General features: G+C 72.2%; 17 protein-coding genes. 7 read left to right on the top strand and 10 right to left on the bottom strand.

Annotation, left to right across the window (positions count from 1 at the left end):
* Positions 1 to 14 precede the first annotated feature (14 nt).
* Positions 15 to 1,568 carry a glutamine-hydrolyzing GMP synthase gene (gene guaA, locus JT362_RS34255; RefSeq protein WP_260196083.1) on the top strand — a complete coding sequence of 518 codons (1,554 nt, stop codon included), beginning with the start codon at positions 15 to 17 and terminating at the stop codon, positions 1,566 to 1,568.
* 55 nt (positions 1,569 to 1,623) lie between these two features.
* Here guaA and JT362_RS34250 read toward each other — a convergent pair whose 3' ends face one another.
* Together JT362_RS34250 and JT362_RS34245 are read right to left on the bottom strand one after the other, a co-directional pair.
* A complete protein-coding gene (locus JT362_RS34250) occupies positions 1,624 to 1,851 on the bottom strand; it encodes a hypothetical protein (protein ID WP_260196082.1) in 228 nt (75 codons plus the stop codon).
* Entirely contained in the window at positions 1,841 to 3,202 is a 1,362-nt protein-coding gene (locus JT362_RS34245) for a PspC domain-containing protein (protein WP_260196081.1), read from the bottom strand. Before JT362_RS34245 ends, JT362_RS34250 begins: the two co-directional genes overlap by 11 nt.
* Before the next feature lie 151 nt (positions 3,203 to 3,353).
* Here JT362_RS34245 and JT362_RS34240 point away from each other — a divergent pair, with 151 nt between their 5' ends.
* Positions 3,354 to 4,604: an ATP-binding protein gene (locus tag JT362_RS34240; protein WP_260196124.1), complete on the top strand. Its 1,251-nt coding sequence runs from the start codon at positions 3,354 to 3,356 to the stop codon at positions 4,602 to 4,604.
* Between the two features lie 12 nt (positions 4,605 to 4,616).
* The gene (locus JT362_RS34235; RefSeq protein WP_260196079.1) at positions 4,617 to 5,282 is read left to right on the top strand and encodes a response regulator; all 666 of its coding nucleotides are present in this window, start codon (positions 4,617 to 4,619) and stop codon (positions 5,280 to 5,282) included.
* A gap of 1 nt (position 5,283) precedes the next feature.
* On the opposite strand, the gene JT362_RS34230 is transcribed toward JT362_RS34235, so the two are convergent.
* From JT362_RS34230 to JT362_RS34200, 7 genes are all read right to left on the bottom strand, one after another.
* Positions 5,284 to 7,044, bottom strand: coding sequence for a serine/threonine-protein kinase (locus JT362_RS34230; protein ID WP_260196078.1), 1,761 nt, complete (start codon positions 7,042 to 7,044; stop codon positions 5,284 to 5,286).
* Between the two features lie 33 nt (positions 7,045 to 7,077).
* Positions 7,078 to 8,508: a serine/threonine-protein kinase gene (locus JT362_RS34225; protein WP_260196077.1), complete on the bottom strand. Its 1,431-nt coding sequence runs from the start codon at positions 8,506 to 8,508 to the stop codon at positions 7,078 to 7,080.
* Between the two features lie 195 nt (positions 8,509 to 8,703).
* Positions 8,704 to 9,564, bottom strand: coding sequence for a hypothetical protein (locus tag JT362_RS34220; protein WP_260196076.1), 861 nt, complete (start codon positions 9,562 to 9,564; stop codon positions 8,704 to 8,706).
* A gap of 139 nt (positions 9,565 to 9,703) precedes the next feature.
* Positions 9,704 to 10,570, bottom strand: coding sequence for a hypothetical protein (locus tag JT362_RS34215; RefSeq protein ID WP_260196075.1), 867 nt, complete (start codon positions 10,568 to 10,570; stop codon positions 9,704 to 9,706).
* Positions 10,571 to 11,382: 812 nt separating this feature from the next.
* Positions 11,383 to 12,114, bottom strand: a complete 732-nt coding sequence (locus JT362_RS34210; RefSeq protein WP_260196074.1) for a PIG-L deacetylase family protein — start codon at positions 12,112 to 12,114, stop codon at positions 11,383 to 11,385.
* Positions 12,115 to 12,181: 67 nt separating this feature from the next.
* A complete protein-coding gene (locus tag JT362_RS34205) occupies positions 12,182 to 12,490 on the bottom strand; it encodes a hypothetical protein (RefSeq protein WP_260196073.1) in 309 nt (102 codons plus the stop codon).
* A gap of 63 nt (positions 12,491 to 12,553) precedes the next feature.
* Complete coding sequence (locus tag JT362_RS34200) at positions 12,554 to 12,841, bottom strand: chorismate mutase (protein ID WP_260196072.1); 288 nt, start codon at positions 12,839 to 12,841, stop codon at positions 12,554 to 12,556.
* A 243-nt stretch (positions 12,842 to 13,084) separates the two neighbouring features.
* Here JT362_RS34200 and pcrA point away from each other — a divergent pair, with 243 nt between their 5' ends.
* On the top strand, positions 13,085 to 15,478 hold the full coding sequence (gene pcrA, locus JT362_RS34195; RefSeq protein WP_260196071.1) for a DNA helicase PcrA: 2,394 nt from the start codon (positions 13,085 to 13,087) through the stop codon (positions 15,476 to 15,478).
* A 75-nt stretch (positions 15,479 to 15,553) separates the two neighbouring features.
* Positions 15,554 to 15,802 (top strand): hypothetical protein, encoded by a 249-nt coding sequence (locus JT362_RS34190; RefSeq protein ID WP_260196070.1) that lies wholly within the window; start codon positions 15,554 to 15,556, stop codon positions 15,800 to 15,802.
* Here the strand turns inward: JT362_RS34190 and JT362_RS34185 are convergent.
* Positions 15,777 to 16,511 carry a M23 family metallopeptidase gene (locus tag JT362_RS34185; RefSeq protein WP_260196069.1) on the bottom strand — a complete coding sequence of 245 codons (735 nt, stop codon included), beginning with the start codon at positions 16,509 to 16,511 and terminating at the stop codon, positions 15,777 to 15,779. The genes JT362_RS34190 and JT362_RS34185 overlap by 26 nt on opposite strands.
* 1,251 nt (positions 16,512 to 17,762) lie before the next feature.
* Here JT362_RS34185 and JT362_RS34180 point away from each other — a divergent pair.
* The gene (locus tag JT362_RS34180) at positions 17,763 to 19,565 is read left to right on the top strand and encodes a hypothetical protein (RefSeq protein ID WP_260196068.1); all 1,803 of its coding nucleotides are present in this window, start codon (positions 17,763 to 17,765) and stop codon (positions 19,563 to 19,565) included.
* Positions 19,566 to 19,667: 102 nt separating this feature from the next.
* Positions 19,668 to 20,074: ATP-grasp domain-containing protein (locus JT362_RS34175; RefSeq protein ID WP_260196067.1), on the top strand; the 407-nt coding region annotated here is incomplete at its 3' end.

The raw sequence follows: 20,074 nt of genomic DNA, 5'->3' as shown, positions 1-20,074 counted from the left end.
GACATGCTTCCCGAGTGACGCAGAACCACCACCGTCCCGTCCTCGTCGTCGACTACGGCGCGCAGTACGCGCAGCTCATCGCCCGCCGGGTGCGCGAGGCGCAGGTGTACTCGGAGGTCGTGCCGCACACCGAGAGCGTCGAGGCGCTGCTGGCCCGCGACCCGCAGGCGATCGTGCTCTCCGGCGGCCCGTCGTCGGTCTACGCCGAGGGCGCCCCCGAGGTCGACCCGGCGCTGTTCGACGCGGGCGTGCCGGTGTTCGGCATCTGCTACGGCTTCCAGGCGATGGCCCGCGCGCTCGGCGGCACCGTCGAGCACACCGGCTCCCGCGAGTTCGGGCGCACCGAGCTGTCGGCCGACGGCGGCGTCCTGCACGCCGACCTGCCGCACCGGCACCCGGTGTGGATGAGCCACGGCGACAGCGTCACCAAGGCCCCGGCCGGCTTCACCGTCACCGGCGGCTCCGACGGCGCGCCGGTCGCCGCGTTCGAGGACGTCGAGCGGCGGTTCGCCGGTGTGCAGTACCACCCGGAGGTCGCGCACTCGCCGCACGGGCAGGAGGTGCTGCGCCGGTTCCTGCACGACGTCGCGGGCCTGCGGCCGTCCTGGACGATCGCGTCGATCGTGGACGAGCAGGTGGCCAGGATCCGCGAGCAGGTCGGCGACGGGCGGGCGATCTGCGGCCTGTCCGGCGGGGTGGACTCCGCCGTCGCGGCCGCTCTGGTGCAGCGGGCCATCGGCGATCGGCTGACCTGCGTGTTCGTCGACCACGGGCTGCTGCGGGCCGGTGAGCGCGGCCAGGTGGAGCGGGACTTCGTCGCGGCCACCGGGGTCAACCTGGTGACCGTGGACGCCGCCGACCGGTTCCTCGCCGCGCTGGACGGCGTCACCGAGCCGGAGCAGAAGCGCAAGATCATCGGCCGGGAGTTCATCCGCGTGTTCGAGCAGGCCGAGCGCGACCTCAAGGCCCAGGGCGACTACCGGTTCCTGGTGCAGGGCACGCTCTACCCGGACGTGGTGGAGTCCGGCGGCGGCACCGGCGCGGCCAACATCAAGAGCCACCACAACGTCGGCGGCCTGCCCGAGGACCTGGCCTTCGAGCTGGTGGAGCCGCTGCGCGAGCTGTTCAAGGACGAGGTCCGCCGGGTCGGCCTGGAACTGGGGCTGCCGGAGACGATCGTGCACCGCCAGCCGTTCCCCGGCCCCGGTCTCGGCATCCGGATCATCGGCGCGGTCACCTCGGCCCGCCTGGAGATCCTGCGCGCGGCCGACTCGATCGCCCGCGAGGAGCTGACCGCCGCCGGCCTGGACCGCGACATCTGGCAGTGCCCGGTGGTGCTGCTGGCCGACGTGCACAGCGTCGGCGTGCAGGGCGACTTCCGCACCTACGGGCACCCGGTGGTGCTGCGCCCGGTGTCCAGCGAGGACGCCATGACCGCGGACTGGACCCGGCTGCCCTACGACGTCCTGGAGCGGATCTCCACCCGCATCACCAACGAGGTCCGGGACGTGAACCGCGTGGTGCTCGACGTGACGTCCAAGCCCCCGGGCACGATCGAGTGGGAATGAGTGCGAGGGTGGCCCCCCGGTGCCGGGAGACCACCCTCGAGTGGGAGACCGTTCGCTACCGCTTGCGGCGGCCGCCGCGCAGCGACGAGATCAGCAGCAGCACGCCGACCAGCAGCGCGCCGCCGGTGAGCAGCCAGCGCGGGTCGGTCGTCGGCAGCCAGATCTGGCCGTCGGTCAGCACGTAGCTCGACACGAACAGCGTGGCCAGGCCGGCCAGCAGGGTGAACACGTCCAGCTTGCGCCGGGGCTCGGTCCGCTCCGACTCGGTTCGCTCACGGGACACGACGCACCTCCAGGTCCCCGGTACCGACCTCGATCTCGAGATCCACCTTCAGACCTCCTCGCCCGTCCGGGCCGTCGTTCTCGATGGCGTGCGGTTCCCCGCCGTTGACTCCGTCCCAGGTCTGCCCGAGGCAGTCGATCGTGCCGATGTCGGCCTGGCAGACCAGGTCCACGTCGGCCGTCTCCGGCAGCAGCACCGTCACGTCGCCCGCCCCCAGGTGGAGGTTGGTGTCCACCTCGGCGGTCGCCGGCAGGTCGGTCAGGTCGAGGTGGACGGAGCCCACCGAGCGGCTGAACTCCGACGGCACCTGCGACTCCGTGGTCGGCCGGAGGTTGAGTTCGCCGACACCGTTCCAGCCGTCCGACGCGACCGTGGTCATCCCGATACCGATCACCGACAGCGGCACGGCCAGCCCGATCAGCCCGCGCCCGCTCCGCAGGAACGAGCCGAACACCATGCCGAGTCCGAGCACGGCGAGCGCTACGCCGACGATGATGGTCGGGTCGAGGTTCGCCATCCCCATGCCGGCGGCCGCGATCAGCGCGATCCCCACGGTCAGCAGCCCGATCCGGGACTTGCGGGCCGGCACCGGCGGCTCCGGCTCGTCCTCGGGCTCCAGCGGCGGCGTCGGGTCCGGCAGGTCCCAGGCGAACGGGGCCGCGCCGAGCGGGTCCCACGCGGGCGGCGTCATCCGCTCCTCCGGCGTCGGCTCCGGTTCCGGAGCCCGCTCCGCCTCGGGCTCGACCGGCGCGTCCGCCCGTGCCTCGGCGCGCGCCGCCGGTTGGGCCGTCGGGGGCGTCGGGGGCGTCGGAGGTGCCGGAGGCGTCGGAGGTGTCGGGGGCACCGGCATGGTCGGCATCTCGGGCACGGGCATGTCCGCGACCGGTGCCGGCTGCTCGGCGTCCAGGTGCCCGCGCTTGCGGTGCAGCAGGTACAGCAGCCCGGCGACGACCAGCAGGCTCAGGTAGCCGGGCGCGAACCCGTTGAAGAACCAGCTGAACGTCGGGAAGAACGCCAGGCACAGCAGCAGGGTGAAGCCCGTCGACGTCGACGACCGGCCCCGGCCGATCATCGACTCGAACGGCGACACCTCGTCGTCCTGCTCGGGCAGGAACAGCCAGCCCAGCAGGTACGCCACGATGCCGGCGCCGCCGTAGATCGCGGCCACCACGAGCGCGACCCGCACCAGCGTCGGGTCGATCCGGTAGCGGTTCGCGACTCCGGCCGCGACGCCGGCGATCTTTCGACCACGCCTCGGCCGCCTCGGCCGCGTGGCCCAGAAGTCCTTGGCCATGTCCTCGACGTCGCCGTGCATGGCGCCGAGGTGCGATTTCGTCCGGTTCCCACTCACGATGTCGAGCATCCCCCGCCGGCGGCGTCCGCACATCGGGGACGACCCCTGAGTTCGACCCCGAGAACGGGCATCCGGGTATTTCCCCGATGATGCGGCGTGCCGGACGTGTGACGATGGGTTCGTGGTGGTGAAGGTGAGGGACGCGGACATCGAGCGCGCGGCGTCGAGGGCCGTGACGGATCCGGCCGACGACGCGGTGAAGATGCGTCGCCGGCGGTCCGGGCGCGCGGTGGCCGGGGTGGCCGGCGGCGTCGCCGACCACCTCGACGTCAAGGTGCTGTGGGTGCGGCTGACGTTCGCGCTGTTCGCCGCGTTCGGCGGCGCCGGCGTGCTCGCCTACGGCATGCTGTGGGTGTTCGTGCCGCAGGCCAAGCGGGACGTGCGGACCGCGGAGGTGTCGCGCAAGGAACGGCAGCAGGCCAGGGGGCTGCTCGCACTCGGCATCGGCCTCGCGATCGGTATCGGCACGCTGTCCAACACCTTCAACGGCTGGGTCGCCGGCGGCATCGGCGTCACCCTGGTCGGTGTCGCGCTGGTGTGGCAGGAGGCCGACCAGTCGACCCGGCGCCGGGCGTCGTCACTGGTGCTCGGTGAGGGCGGGCGCGGTGCGCTGGTGCGGGTGCTGTCCGGCGCGGCGCTGGTGATCACCGGGATCACGTTGTTCCTGGTGCGCAGCGTCGACCTGGACCAGATGCAGTTCGCGCTGCTGTCCGTGCTGGCCGCGCTGATCGGGGTGGCGGTGCTGACCGTGCCGTTCTGGCTGCGGCTGGTGCGTGACCTCGGCGAGGAGCGCCGGGAGCGCATCCGTTCCGAGGAGCGCGCGGAGATCGCCGCGCACCTGCACGACTCGGTGCTGCAGACGCTCGCGCTGATCCAGAAGCAGGCCGAGGCGCCGCGCGAGGTGCTGCGGCTGGCCAGGGGGCAGGAGCGGCAGCTGCGCGGCTGGCTGTACGGGCCGTCCGGCTACGGCCGGTCGGGCGACAAGGTGGACGCCGCCGACCGGATGACGTTCGCCGAGTCGGTCGCGCAGTCGTGCGGCGAGGTGGAGGACACGTTCGCGATCCAGGTGCAGCAGGTCGTCGTCGGCGACTGCGAGCTGGACGAGCGGCTGACCGGCCTGGTGTTCGCCGCGCGGGAGGCGGTGGTGAACGCGGCCAAGCACGCGGAGGTCTCCGAGGTCAGCGTGTACGCCGAGGTCGAGCCCGAGCAGGTGACCATCTTCGTGCGGGACCGGGGGAAGGGGTTCGACCCGGCGGCGGTTCCCGGGGACCGGCATGGCCTCGCCGACTCCATCCGGGGCAGGATGGAGCGCAACGGCGGGGAGCTGCGGCTGCGCACGGCGCCCGGAGAGGGCACCGAGGTGCAGCTGCACATGCCGCGCGAGACCGTCAGCGCTTAGGAGGGGTGTGTCGTGACCAGCGAGAAGGGTCCGGTCCGGGTGTTCCTGGTGGACGACCACGGGTTGTTCCGGGCCGGGGTGCGCGCGGAGCTGGACTCGATCACCGACGAGGTCGAGGTGGTCGGCGAGGCCGGGACCGTCGGGGAGGCGGTGGCCGGGATCGGGCACCGCAAGCCGGACGTGGTGCTGCTCGACGTGCACATGCCGGACGGGGGCGGTGCGGAGGTGCTGCGCCGGGCGCGGCCGGAGAACCCGGAGACGGTGTTCCTCGCGCTGTCGGTGTCCGACGCGGCGGAGGACGTCATCGCGGTGATCCGGGCGGGCGCGCGCGGGTACGTGACGAAGACGATCTCCAGCCACGAGCTGGTGCGGGCCGTGGTACGGGTGTCGGAGGGGGACGCGGTGTTCTCGCCGCGGCTGGCCGGGTTCGTGCTGGACGCGTTCGCCGACCGGCCGGGGGCGGCGCCGATCTCCGACCCGGAGCTGGACCTGCTGACCCCTCGGGAGCGGGACGTGCTGCGGCTGCTCGCGCGGGGTTACGCGTACAAGGAGATCGCGTCCGAGCTGTTCATCTCGGTGAAGACGGTGGAGACGCACGTGTCGTCGGTGCTGCGCAAGACCCAGCTGTCCAACCGGTACGAACTGTCCCGCTGGGCGTCGGACCGGCGACTGGTCTGAGCTAGCCGTCGCCGCCTTCCCCGTCGTCGTCCCCGCCGTTCCCTCGGTTGCCGCGGCCCTCGTTGCCCTCGTTGCCGTTGCCCCGGTCGTCGTCCCCGCCACCGCCACCGCCGCCACCGGTGCGCACGAAGTTGTCGATCATGAGTTCGCCGTCGCGCTCGACCAGCGCGAACGAGTACGACTCGGTCGACTTGTCGCCGTCCTCGCGCTTGTACCGCAGGGTGGCGGCGACCCGGTTGCCCGCGGCGTACGCGTCGCGCACCTCGACCTCGTCGATGGTGCTCCAGAACCGCTCGTAGCCCTTCTTGCCGCCGGTGGACTTGTTCCGCGCCCGCTCGGTCAGCAGCTTCCAGGCGGCGTCGGTGTCGTCCGGGAGCAGGTCGTAGTAGTCCTCGACCGCCTGGACGTAGTCCTCGTTGGTCGGGGTCTCCTCGGTGGGCTGCTCGTCGGTGGTTTCCTCGGTCGTGTCGGTCGGCGTGTCCTCGGTCGCGTCGGTCGGCGTGTCCTCGGTCGACTCGGACGTCCGCTCGGCGGGCAGGGTCGGGTCGGCGGGCGGCTGCTGGGACCGCTGGCCGTCGTCCCCGCTGGTGAGCAGGCTCGCCACCAGGATCCCGACCAGCGCGGCGGCGACGATCGCCAGCACGGTCAGCGCCACCGAACGGGCCCGGTTGGCGGGCGCGGGCGGCCGGGGACGGCTGTTCGGACCGGACGGCACCGGCTCGCGGTACATCACCGGACCGGGGCCGCTCGGTGCCGGCTCGGCGAACGGGTTGACGTCCAGCCGGGTGGAGTCCTTCTTCGGCGGCCACGGAGGTTGGCTGGCGCGCGGTGGGGTCGGCGGACCGGCGCGCATGCCGGGAGGTGGCAGGCGGTTGCCGGCGATCCGGTCGGTGGTCGCGGCGCCGGCACCGGCGATGTTCGTGGCGAGGGTGGGCGCCGGGCGGCCCTCGGCGACCGCGGCGAGGGCGTCCCGGGCGGTGGTCAGCGACGGGCGTTCGTTCGGGTCGACCCGCAGCAGCTGCATCAGCAGGGCGGTGAGCGGGCCGGCCTGCCGCGGCGGGGTGATCTTCCCGGCGGCGACCGCGTACAGCAGCGCCAGCGTGTTCTCGCTCAGCCCGAACGGGGAGTGTCCCTCGACGGCCGTGTAGAGCGTGGAGCCGAGGCTGAACACGTCCGCGGCCGGCGTCGGGTTCTCACCCTTGGCGACCTCCGGTGCGAGGTAGGCCGGCGTGCCGGCGAGCATGCCGGTGGCGGTGACCGTGACGTCGCCGGTGGCCCGGGAGATCCCGAAGTCGGTGATCTTGACCGTGCCGTCCTCGGCGAGCAGCACGTTGGCCGGCTTGATGTCGCGGTGCACGATCCCCGCCGCGTGCGCGGCCACCAGCGCGGACGCCACCTGGGCGCCGATCGCCGCCGCTTCCGCCGGCGGCAGCGTGCCGCGCTCGGAGAGCACGGTGGCCAGGCTCTTGGACGGCAGGTACTCCATGATCAGCCACGGGTCGCCGTCGTGTTCGGCGACGTCGTAGACGGTGATCGCGTTGGGATGTGCCAGCCGCGCGGCGATGCGCCCCTCCCGCATCGATCTTCGCCGCGACTCCTCGGCCTGCGCGTCGGTCAGCCCGGGCTGCAGCAGCATCTGCTTGATGGCGACGGTCCGGTGCAGCCGTTCGTCGTGCGCCTGCCACACGATCCCCATCGCGCCGGAGCCCAGCCGCTGACCCAACCGGTAGCGTCCGGCGACCAGGCCGCCCTCAGCCGTCACCGACGCCCCCGTGCCCTCGCGTTTGGTCGGTGATCACTGGTTGACCCCCGTGCCCGGCGGCAGCGTGGGCTCGGTCGGCGGGGTCGGTTCGTCGTCGGTGGTCTCCTCATCCGACGTCGTGGTGGTCGTGGTGGTCGTCGTCGTGGTGGTGGTCGTCGTTGTCGTTGTCGTCGTGGTGGTCTCGTCGTCCTCCGGAGGAGGAGGTACGTCGTTGTCGTCGGGGACGGGCACCTCGTTCTCGGTGGTCGGCTCCGGTTCGCTGGTGGTCGTCGGGACGACGCTGCTGGACTGCGTGACCTGGCCGGGATCGTCGTTGTCCGTGGCCGGCGGTGGGTCCTCGCGGCCGCCGAGCAGCCAGGCGCCGGTGGCGACCAGTGCGACCAGCAGCACGCCGGCGAACACCAGCGGCTTGCGCGACCGGCTCGGCGGCGGCGCGGTCGGCCGGGGGCGGGGCACCGAACGGGTCGTGCCGGCCCCGACCATCTGGGTCGCGCCGTCGTCGTACTCGTCGTCGTACCGGTCGTCGTAGTCGTCGTACCGGGTGCCCTGGCGTTCGTCGCCGTAGCCGCTGTTCGGCAGCACCATCCTGGTCGCCGTGCCACCCGCGGGCGGAACGCCGGGCAGCGACGGCACGGACGGCGTCTCACCGGCGGCCACCGCGGACAGCAGGTCCCTGGCCCGGACGGTGGACGGCCGCTGCTCTGGGTCGGCGGCCAGCAGCCAGGTCAGCACCCTGGTCATCGGCCCGGCCTGCCGCGGCGGGTTGATCCGCCCGGCGGCGACCGCGTGCAGCAGTTGCAGGGTGTTGTCGGTGAGCCCGAACGGGGGCTCGCCCTCGATCGCGGCGTACAGGGTGGAGCCGAGGGAGAACACGTCCGAGCCAGGCGTCGGCTCGTTGCCGACCGCGGCCTCCGGGGCCAGGTAGGCGGGGGTGCCGGCGATCATGCCGGTCTTGGTGACGGTGACGTCGTCGGTGGCCCGGGAGATGCCGAAGTCGGTGATCTTCACCGTGCCGTCGTCGGCGATCAGGATGTTGCCCGGCTTGACGTCCCGGTGCACGATCCCGGCCGCGTGCGCGGCGGCCAGCGCGGCGGCGGACTGCGCGCCGATCCAGGCCACCTCGCGTGGGGACAGTGGGCCGCGCTCGGACATCACCATGGCGAGGCTCTTGGACGGCAGGTACTCCATGATCAGGCAGGGCGCGCCGTCCTCGTCCACCACGTCGTAGACGGCGATGGCGTTCGGGTGGTGCAGCTTGGCCGCGATCCGGCCCTCGCGCATGCACCTGGCGACGGCCTCGGCCGCCTCGTCGGGCGGGAGGCCGGGCTGCAGCAGGAGTCTCTTGACCGCGACCGTTCGGTTCAACCGCTCGTCGTGCGCCGTCCACACGACGCCCATGGCACCGGTGCCGATGCGGTGGACGAGGCGGTAGCGCCCGGCTACGAGGCGACCCTCATCGGTCATCGCGACGAGTCCTCCCTGCCTGCAGGCCATCGGTTGTCATGCCGACTCCGAAAATGTGGGATACCTGGACCGCAGGGCACAGAAACCGGTGCCCACGTACGCCGACCAGCACCAGGCTAGGCGTTCACGCTGTGCACACGAACGGGGACCACACTGTGCGCGGCGACGTTAAATGCTACTTGATCGGATAAGTCCTCAGTTGCGCTGGGCCGACAGGAGTTGGACGCCGGTGATCCGCCGGGGGGAGTCGGCCACCGTGAGCAACTGTTCGATCTTGAGGTGGTGCCCGTCGGCGAGGGTCATCCGCACCTCGGCGAGCACTCCGGCGGCCTGCCGGCGCACGTCGACGACGTCGATGCCGGTGACGCTGGCCCAGGAGTCGAGGAACTCGCCAAGCGTGGTGCTCAGCAGGTCGGGGGCGATCAGCCCGAAGGCGCGGTCCGGGTCGCCCGGCAGCAGCTCGTAGAACCGCTCGACCAGGGCGACGTCGGAGATCGTGTCGCCGACCGGGTCCTGGGTGGGTTCGACGCTGGCCTCGACGACCGACGCCGGCGCCTCGGTCGTCGAGGACACCGGCGTGACCGACGGCTGGGTCCTGGGATGTTCGGCCGGCGCGGTCCGCTGTCCGGTCGGCCGGTGGTCGACCGCCGGAGCAGGCGCGGACGGCAGCGTCCGATCGAGCCGGTCCGGCAGAAGTGCCTGGTCGCCGGTGATCCGCGGGACGGGCCGGTCGGCGACGGCGTGCTGGCCGGCCCGCTCGTGGCTGATCGTGGTGGCGGCGGCGATCGCGGTGCAGAGCACCAGGGTCGCGGCCCCCAGCCCGGCGAGCTTGGCGAGCTGCGAGCCGCGCGACGGCGGGCGTCGAAAGGGCGCCGGCACGTCCGTGGCCGGTTCGGTCGTTTCGAGCACACGGACGGTCGCCCGCGGTGGCCCGAGCGACCGCGGGGTGGCCGAGGAGGCGGGCGCGCCGCTCTGGCGCACTCGCTTGTCGATCAGCTCGGTGACGTGAACCGAGCCGGCGCGGACACGACGCCGCCCGGTCGTCGGACGATCCACTGTGTGATGGCCTCCGTGCGTTGCGTTAGGGCCAACAGGTACTCCCGTCCATACCGCGAACGCCAGCGAATTGGAGTGGATCACCCGATTGGGGCGATCAACGGTCCGCGCTGTCACTCGAACGGAGTAACCCGTGACGTCAGTTCGTGATCACTTCATCGCTGATCCGCGGATCGGTGCCCCAGGTGAACGTGAGCTGCCGCCGCTCCACCGTCGCCGACCCGTCCTCGCGCACGAGTCGCACCTGGCTGGTCGTGATCGCCCTGGTCCGGTCGATGGTGATCTGCTGGACCTCGACCCGTTCGACCCCCGCGTACCGGGCTTTGATGCCCTCCGGACCCTCGCGTGCCATGGTGCCCGTACAGAGGGAGTGGGCCGCTTCCGGGTCCTCGGTCACCAGCGCGAAGTACTGCTCGGTCCGGTCGCCCATCTCCTGCGTGTCGGTGGCCATGAGCAGTGCCGCGCCCACCGTGGTGCGCGTAGGAGGGGCCGGCTCCGTAGAGGTCTCGCTGGTGCCGGTGCCGGTGCCGGTTTCGGTGCCGGTGGTGGTGCCCGTGGTACCCGGCCGGCCGGCGCCGGTGGTCGTCACGTTCCCACTCGGCTCACCGGTCCGCGTCTCCCGTTCTCGCTCCCGCTCCCGCTCCGAGCCGGTAGGCACCACACTCCCGCTGGAAGGCGAAACCCGTTCCTCCGTCGGGTTCTCGGCGGTGTGCTCGGCCGGCAGCTCCTCGAGATCCAACGGCTCGGTAGGAAAGGCGGGCAGCGCGTCGATGGTGTCGGTAGCCGAAGGCGCCCCCACCAGCCGCACCGCCGCGACCGCGAGCCCACACACCACCGCCGCCGAAGTCCCGATCGCGAACCACGCCGCCCGCCGCCAACTACGCGGCGGCGTCACCGAAGCCGGCACGGTCCCGAGATCGAACGACCGCAACCCCCCCGGCGGCGTCTCGAGCGCGGAAACGACCGCCTCCTCGGCCCGCGGCAACGGAACGAGCGCCAGCGGCATCGTGTCGTCGTCATCCCCACGCCCCGAAAGCCGCCCCGCCACCAGCGAGGGAGGCAGCGGAGGCGGCAGATCCAACGGGTCATCCGCGACCGCGACAATCGGCGGCCAAGCCCCGTCCAAGTCGTCCAACCGCTCCCGCCAGACCTCCACCCCCCGCTCGTCCCCAAGCCCCCTCCCCACCCGACCCCGCACACTCGCACCCCCACTTGTCCACAACCCCCCCAACCCACGCCCACCAGCCCCAACCCCCCGATAGACTGGCGCTGAGGGGTGCCCCCGGAGCGGGTGGGGGCTGCCATTCACGTCTGCGCGAGCGCGCGCGTGTGGGGTTGTGGGCGCGGACGTCGGGGGGCGCTGAGAGTGTCCCGGGTCGGCGGAGCTGTCGACGGGATCACCGAGGGGGCTATCGGTGGATCTGCTGGCGTAACCATGGACGGAACCGTGCGCGGCGTTGTCGGCGGAACGGTCGGCGGAACGGTCGGCGGAGTTGACCGGGCTCGGCGAGGCGACGGAGTTGGCAAGTGCTGAGTCGACCGGAACCTGGTCGCTCGGCCGGTCCGGTCGGCCGCCGCGTCGACGCCGTGGACCGTCACTCGGCCGGTCCCACGACCCAACCGACCCCCCGGCCATCCTCGCGTGCGTCGGCCCATGGCTCGCCTCGCTCGGGCGCACCGCCGGCGTCCATGCCTCGTTCACCGACTCGCGTCGGTGCTTGCCATGACGTGACCCCGCTCCGGGCCACCCCCCGCTACTCATGGCTGTGAGACCACTCTCCCTCCCGCTCATGACGCGATGCGACCAAGCGATCACTCTCAGCCCGTGTCGACCACCTGGAAGTCCTCGGCCAGCCGCCCATCCGCCATGCCGTACCGGCTCGCGGTACCGGCCAGGTACGCCCGGATGTTCTCCTCGAGCCCCTCCGCCGCGCCCACCTGCGACACGTGCGACCGCAGCGCCGCCAGCTTCTTGTCGGCATACGCCGTCACGTCCACCGCGTGGTTGCGCAGCGTCACCGGCCCGTCGGCCAGCCACAGCTCCGGCACCGACCACGGCTCCAAACCCTCGTCGGCCAGCAGCTCCGGGAACGCGTGCGGGTTCCGCGCATCGGGATACACCGCGGCGAACGTGGCCGCGCCCACCGCACGGTGATCGGGATGCGTGGTCGGGATGAACGACCAGTTGATCTCCGGCGACCACGTCAACACCCGATCCGGCCGCACCCGCCGGATCACCCGCGCGATGTCACGCCGCAGCGCGAGCGACGGCTCCACCGCGCCGTCGGCATACCCCAGGAACGTCACCTCGCGCACACCCACCTGCTCGGCGGCCGCGCGCTGCTCCGCCTCCCGGACACGCGCCATCTCGGCGGCGTCCCGGCCGGCCTCGCCGCTGGCCTCGCCGGACGTGCAGACGCAGTAGGAGACCTCGATGCCCGCGGCCGTCCACGTCGCGACGGTTCCGGCGGCGCCGAAGTCCACGTCATCCGGGTGCGCGGTGACGACCAACGCCGACCGCACGTCCACCCGGGGAGTCGTGGTACTCACCTGACCCACAGTAAGCCGTCGCGCACGGTTGGCGTGCGCAGGCTCCTGTCACTCGACAGGGTGACGCCTACTGGCCGGTGCGGTACCGCTCCTTCGTCGACTGCAGCGACTTCGCCGCCACCCCGCCCGAACCGGCCGCCAGCAGGATCGCCAGCGTGTCGACGACGGCCGCGTCGCCCGCGGTCAGCGCCCAGGCGAGCAGCGCGCCGGCCGTGGTGACGCCCGCCACCGGCCAGCGCGACCGCACGTACTGGGCGACCGGTGTCCCGCCAGCCCGCTTGTTCGCCGCCGAGTTCAGCAGCGCGAGGTAACCGACGTGACCCAGGGTGGCCACCACCGCGGCGATGGCGATGACGACGGCGATCAGGTTGAACATGACTCCAGTGTGCCCGTCCGCCGCCCCCGCCGGGATGGGTGACATCCCTGAATTCGGGGACGCCTAGCGGCCCAGCGGCCCCCGGCCGAGGTTGAGCAGCGCCATCGCCAGCCGGCGGCCCTCGGTGCCGAGTTCGCGGTACCGGGCCAGCACGTCGATCTCCCGGTTGTAGACGATCCGCGGCCCGCCCGCCGCCATCCGTGCCGCGCCGATCGTCTTGGACACCTCGACGCGGCGTTTCACCAGGCGCAGGATCTCCGCGTCGAGCCAGTCGATCTCCTCGCGGAGCTTGTCGATCTCCACCTCGGCCGCGTCTCCCGCGGTGTCGTCGGCGGCGGTGTTCTGGGGCATGTCCTCATCCTCGTCTGCTCCGGTGGAGCCCCGCTGCCCCAGTGCGCCGAAGCCCCGGGGTCCGAGGACTCCGGGGCTTCGTTGTGGTCTTGGTACGCGCTACGCCACGACGGGAGCCGGAGTCCGGATCCCGTAGAAAAACTCGAAGTGGCGGTTTCGCACGGGATCGATTCTGTCACCACCGCCCCATCGGTGTCCAGCCGCGCCGGCGCTGTCGGTGCCTGCCGGTAACGTTGACAGGCGATGAGTGCGCTGTTCGAGATCCCCGTCCAGAACCCCGCTCCGGCCAGGCCCCGCAAGCGGTCCGCCGACCTGCTCGCCGACCTGAACGACCAGCAGCGGCGGGCGGTCCAGCACGCCGGCACACCCCTGCTCGTGGTCGCCGGCGCCGGCTCGGGCAAGACCAGGGTGCTCACCAGGCGCATCGCCTACCTGCTCGCCGAACGCGACGTGCACCCCGGCCAGGTCATGGCGATCACGTTCACCAACAAGGCCGCCGCCGAGATGCGTGAGCGGGTCGTCGAGCTGGTCGGCAGGCGCGCCAACGCGATGTGGGTGTCGACGTTCCACTCCATGTGCGTGCGGGTGCTGCGCCGCGAGGCCACCACGCTCGGCATGAAGTCCAGCTTCTCGGTCTACGACGCCGACGACACCCGGCGGCTGATCACGCTCGTCTCCCGCGACCTGGACATCGACCCGAAGCGGTACACCGCGCGCGGGCTCGCCGGGCACATCTCCAACCTCAAGAACGAGCTGGTCGTCGCCGCCGACGCCAAGGAGGCCGCGGCCAACGACTTCGAGCGGCGCGCCGCCGAGGTCTACGTCGAGTACCAGCGCCGGCTGGAGCTGGCCAACGCGTTCGACTTCGACGACCTGATCATGCGCACGGTCGAGCTGCTGCAGCGGCACCCGGACGTCGCCGAGTACTACCGCCGCCGGTTCCGGCACGTGCTGGTAGACGAGTACCAGGACACCAACCACGCGCAGTACACACTGGTCCGCGAACTCGTTGGAACGGGTGAAAACGGTGTAGAACCGGGTGAACTTTGCGTCGTGGGTGACGCGGACCAGTCCATCTACGCCTTCCGCGGCGCGACCATTCGCAACATCGTCGAGTTCGAGCGCGACTACCCGCAGGCCACCACGATCATGCTGGAGCAGAACTACCGCTCCACCCAGACCATCCTGACCGCGGCCAACGCCGTCATCTCGCGCAACCCGAACCGGCGCGACAAGCGGCTGTGGACCGCGCTCGGCGACGGCGAGAAGATCGTCGGCTACGTCGGCGACAACGACCACGACGAGGCCGCGTTCGTCGCCGGCGAGATCGACAAGCTGATGGATTCCGGCGACGGCCTCCACTACGGGGACGTCGCCGTCTTCTACCGCACGAACAACCAGTCCCGGGTGTTCGAGGAGATCTTCGTCCGGCTCGGCCTGCCCTACCGGGTGGTCGGCGGCGTCCGGTTCTACGAGCGGCGCGAGGTCCGCGACGCCCTCGCCTACCTGCGGGTACTCGCCAACCCGGAGGACACGGTGAGCCTGCGCCGCGTGCTCAACGTCCCCAAACGGGGGATCGGCGACCGCGCGGAGGCCTGCGTGTCCGCGCACGCCGACCGCGAGCGGATCTCGTTCAACGCGGCCCTGCGCGACGCCGTCGACGGCAAGGTGTCGCTGCTCAACCCGCGTTCCCGCAACGCCATCGCCGGCTTCGTCGAGCTGGTCGACGGCCTGCGCACGATGGTCGACGAGGGCCACGAGGTGGCCGAGGTGCTGGAGGCGGTGCTGGAGCGCACCGGCTACCGCGCCGAACTGGAGGACAGCGACGACCCGCAGGACGCCACCCGGCTGGAGAACCTGACCGAGCTGGTCACCGTCGCCAGGGAGTTCGCGCACGCCCTCGACGGTGTGGAGGAGGTCGTCGAGGCCCCGGAGGAGCCGCCAGCGATCGAACCGGGTTCGCTGGCCGCGTTCCTGGAACGGGTGTCGCTGGTGGCCGACGCCGACCAGATCCCGGACGGTGACGCGGGAGCCGAGGACGGCGAGGAGGCCGGCTCTGGGGTGGTCACGCTGATGACCCTGCACACCGCGAAGGGCCTGGAGTACCCGGTGGTGTTCTGCACCGGCTGGGAGGACGGCGTGTTCCCGCACATGCGGGCGCTCGGCGACCCGGTGGAGCTGGCCGAGGAGCGCAGGCTGGCGTACGTGGGCATCACGCGGGCGCAGCGGCGGCTGTACCTGTCGCGCGCGATCGTGCGGTCCGCGTGGGGGCAGCCGATGACCAACCCGCCGTCCCGGTTCCTCGACGAGATCCCGGCGGAGCTGGTCGACTGGCGGCGGGTGCAACCGGAGCGTTCCGCACCCAGCGCGCCGACCTGGGGTTCGCGGCGTTCGGACGCGATCCGGGCCAGGGGCGGCGGCGGTCCGCAGACCGGCTTCGGCCCCGCGCGGGCGTGGAAGGACACCCCGGCGTTGTCGTTGGACGTCGGCGACCGGGTGAACCACGACAAGTACGGCCTGGGCACGGTCGTCGCCACCGACGGCGCCGGCCCGCGCGCCACCGCCACGATCGACTTCGGCACCGCGGGCACGATCCGACTGATGCTGATCGGCAGCGTTCCGCTGGTCAAACTGTAGTTCGAACCCGACTGGCAGCCATCGAACACCTGTGCGAAAATGATCCCTGTCACCACCAGGCAGGGGGATTCAGATGTGGACGAGCTGCTGTTCCGGCTCATCGCCGAGGGCGTCGGCCGATACCTCGACGCGGTCGACCGGCTCGCCGAGCCGGAGCGGAGCAAGATCGCCGTCGAGACCCGTCGGCTTGTCGCCGCCTGGCGAGCCGTGCTGGCACTGCACAACGGCTGTCACGGCTGTCGCCGACGCGGAGCGTGCTCGGTCTGGCGGGTGGCCGAAGCCTACTTCGTGCGGCGGATCAGTAGTAGACGCCGTGCTCGTTGAGCCAGGTCAGCGGGTTGATCTTGTAGCCGTTCGGGTCCCAGACCTCGAAGTGCAGGTGCGGGCCGGTGGAGTAGCCGCGGCTGCCCATGGTGGCGATCTGGTCGCCGGCCTTGACCGACTCGCCGACGTTGACCGTGATGGTGTCCATGTGCCCGTAGACGGTGACGGTGCCGTCCGCGTGCTCGATCCGCACCCAGAGCCCGAATCCGCTGGCCGGGCCGGCCTCGATGACCACGCCGTCGGCGGCGGACACCAGTGGGGTGCCCATGTGGTTGGCGATGTCCAGGCCCTCGTGGGTCCCGCCCCACCGGGCGCCGTAGCCCGAGGACAGCCGCCCGAGCGCGGGCTTGACGAACTTGGGCCGGTTCCGCTCCCGCTCGATGGCGGCGAGCCGCTCGGCGCGCTTGCGCACGATGGTGTCGGTGGCGGCGATCTTCTGCGCCTCGAGCGGGGCGGCGGCCGTGCTCTTGGCGGCGACCGTGAGGATCTCCGGCGCGGCGAGGGAGGCGGTGTTGGCGCTGTTCCCGCTGCCGCCCATACCCATGGCCGCGGAGGCGTTCTGGGTGCCCTGGCTGCCGGCGAGGGGCGAGATGTCCGCGGAGGACTCGTCACTCTGCAACGTCTGCCCGGCGCTGGCCGCGGCGATCGCACCGAGCGCGACCGCGGCGACGACGACTCGACCCCGAAGCGCGGAGGAGGGTGGTGCCACTCGATGTGATCCGCGAACTCGGTTGCTGGATGCGCGCTCGGCCATAGCTTCGTCGAGCGCTGCGCACTCCCAGGTATCGCCGGGGGAGCGATGTCGAGACAAGGCCTGCCCTTCCGCCTTCGGGGAGTCCGACCAGAACGTCCGGCTCGTTGGGGGCGAGCCGTCCGTGGACACCGGGCGGGGGATCCCGGCTGGGTCAGCAGTTGCCGACCCTGTCCAATTCGTGACCGGACCGTGACAACGGACCGGGGGACAGTAACGAAGGGGAAGCGCTCAGGGCAACTTCCGCGAACCAGCTGGGCCGAACGGGTGGCACCCTCCAGCCCTCCAGCCAGCCAAAATGACCCAAAGTGAAGCTCAATCCACCCCAAACTGTGACCCAAGTAACTGTTCAAGCACGCAACCTCAGCGCCTCGACACCCTCCGGACCACCGTCCTCACCCCCCAGCCACCGCCTCCGAACGCGAACCCCAGCGCCTCCCACGTCCACAACCAACGAGCCCTACAACGACCGGCGAGCGCCCCGCTCCCGATCCACGCCGCAGCCCGGACCCGCGAGTCCCCCCACTCCCGTTGCGCGAGTTCCCCTGTCCGGACCTGCGAGTTCCCACTCTCGTCGCGGGAGTTCCCCTGTCCGGACCTGCGAGTTCCCACTCTCGTCGCGGGAGTTCCCCTGTCCGGACCTGCGAGTTCCCACTCTCGTCGCGGGAGTTCCCCTGTCCGGACCTGCGAGTTCCCACTCTCGTCGCGGGAGTTCCCCCGTCCGGACCCGCGAGCTTCCCGCTCCCGTTGCGGGAGTCCGTCGGTCCGGGCCCGCGAGTCCCCCGCTCCCGTTGTGCGAGTCCCACGTTCGGGACCAGGGAGTTCCCCCGTTGGCGATCGGCTGGCGATCGGCGAGTACCCGTTTCCGACCCACAGATCCTTCCGTGGCCACCCGCGCGAGTCTCCGCTGGCGAAATCGGCGAACGGCGGACCAGCGAGACGCGACCCGCATAGTGCCCGGTGCGCGGGTCACCAGTGGCTCGGCCTCGACAGCGGTCGAAGCCGGACGTGCTCGCCGGACCCGCCGGGCGCAGCGGACCAGCAGCGGACGCGTAGCGCGACAGCACAGCGCACGCCTCCGAACCGGCGTCTTTCCGGCTCCGGCGTCCCCGCCCGACGAACCCCATTCCCGACCGTCCGGCGCACCGCTCGGCGTGGCGTCGACGGGTAACGGGTAGGAAACGCTCCGCCTTGCTAGCGTTCTCCGCGATGACTTCGCGGACTCGATCGCCGCAGGGCCCTTCGGGTGGGCGGCGTGACACCTTCGACGACGTCCGCGCAGCCGAGGAGGCCGAGCGACTCGGCTGGGGCGACGCCCCCGCTCGCCTCCGAGCGGCGCTCGGCGTGGCCGTGCTCGCTGCCGCCCTCCTCACCGCCGGTGCGCTGGTCGGCGTCGTCCAGGACTCGCCGCCGGCCGGGTACGACGCGACGGTTCTGCTCGTCCTTCTCGCCTTTCTCGTTCCGGTCGTCGCGGGTGGGCTCGTTCTCGCCGGGCGGGCGCTCGCCGGTGCCGGGGTTCTGGTCGGCGCCGGCCTCCTCGCACCGGGTCGCGCCGTCGCCGACCTCGTGTTCGTCGGGGACGCGCTCCGGGCCGCGCGGCCCGAGTTCTTCGTGCCGGCCGACCTCACCGAGCTCGAGTACGCCAACGGGGTCTGGCTACTGGTCGCGGGGCACCTCGCCGCCGCGCTCGCCGGGCTGCTCGCGGCGGGACGTGCCGGGGCCGCCCCGGACTCCGCCTACGGGCTGGAGGTCGACGCCGGCACCGGTGACGTGCGCGCCCGCCGCCGCGCGCTCGGGTGGGCGGTCGCCGCCGGGCCGCTCGCGGTGGTCGGGCTCGCGCTGCCGCCCTTCCACTCCACCAACGCCTTCCTGCTCGACCAGGGCCTCATCGACGCCTCCACGTTCCCCAGCATCGGCGGGCTCCTCGTCGTCGCCGCGGTGCTCGGCGGGAGCGTGTACGCGGCCACCACCGTGCGGCGCGGCGTCGTGATCGGGCTCCTCGCCGCCACCGCCGGGATCACGGTGCCGCAGATCGTCGCCGGGCTGGTCGTCGAGCGGGTCGAGCCGACGGCGGGGCCCTACCTGGCACTCGCGGCCCTGGCGCTCCTCGCCGCGGGGCTGCGCGGACGGGTCTCCGCCGACCAGGAACCGGGAGGCGAACTCGCCATCGAGCCCGGCCGGGTGCACCTGGCCACCGGGCTGCTCGGCGTGCTCACCGGTATCGCCGCGCTGGTCGGGGCCGTCGCGCCGCTGCTCGTCGTCGAGGGGGCGGACGACCCCGCCGCCTACGCCAACCGGCAGCTCGTGCCCGCCGGCATCCTCGTCGGCGTTCTCGGCGCCGCGCTCCTGCACCACCGCTGGGCCGCCACCGTCCGGCCAGCGTTCGTCGTCTCGCTCGCGTCGGTCGTGGTCGTCGCCGCCGCCGCGCTCGACGCCGCGTTCACCGGGTCCGGCAGCCTCGCCGCCTACCCCGGCATCGACCAGATCGACACCATTCGCACCGGGGCGGGCGCCTGGTTCGCGGGCGCCTCGGTCGTGCTCGCGGCCGCCGCGGCCATCACCGCCACGATCGCCGGGAGCGCCGAGCGCGACGACGTCGACCTCACCGAGCGCTCCACGCACCTCCCGGTCGTCGCGCCCGTCGCCGCGGCCATCCTGTTCAGCGTCGGCGCCTTCGGCTTCCCCATGATCACCGCGCCGAACTTCGTCGCCCCCGGCATCTGGACCGACTTCCGGTTCGCCTCCTGGGGTCTCGTGCTCGGCGTGGTCGTGGTGGTCGTCGCCGGGGTCGTCGCGGCCCTCGCCCGGCCCGCCCGCGCGGCCGCGCTCCTGCTCGGCGCCGCCGCGGTCGTCGGCGTGCACGCCCTCGAACTCCCGCTCACCTCCGGCCGGGTCGCGGACGCCACGGCCGGCTCCGGCACCTGGCTCTCGCTCGCCTGCTGCCTCGCTCTCCTCGTCGGAGCCGCCATCGCGGCGGCCGGGCCGGCCCCCGACCAGGACCGCGCTCGGTGACCGACCTCACCGGACGCCCTGCACCGGCGGTCCACGCTGGTCGCTAGGGTCTGCAGTCGTGCCGAACCGGGTCGTCGAGCGGTAGATCAGGAGAGCGTCGTAGTGGATCTGTACGAGTACCAGGCGAAGGACCTCTTTGGGGCTCATGGGGTTCCGGTGCTGCCGGGCTCCGTGGCCGACACCCCGGACCAAGCCCGCGCGATCGCCGAGGAACTCGGCCAGACCGTCGTGGTCAAGGCCCAGGTCAAGACCGGCGGCCGGGGCAAGGCGGGCGGTGTGAAGCTGGCCGCCGACCCGGCCGAGGCGCAGGCCCGCGCGGAGGACATCCTGGGCCTGGACATCAAGGGTCACACCGTGCGTCGGGTCCTGGTGACCCCGGCCTCGGACATCGCCGAGGAGTACTACTTCTCGTTCCTGTTGGATCGCACCAATCGGACGTTCCTGGCGATGGCTTCCGCCGAGGGTGGTGTGGAGATCGAGCAGCTCGCGGTGGAGCGCCCGGAGGCGTT

Source organism: Actinophytocola gossypii, from assembly GCF_025165815.1.
GTDB lineage: Bacteria > Actinomycetota > Actinomycetes > Mycobacteriales > Pseudonocardiaceae > Actinophytocola > Actinophytocola gossypii.
The sequence above is the reverse complement of the archived record's forward strand: the minus strand, read 5'-3'. Positions and strand labels throughout refer to the sequence as shown.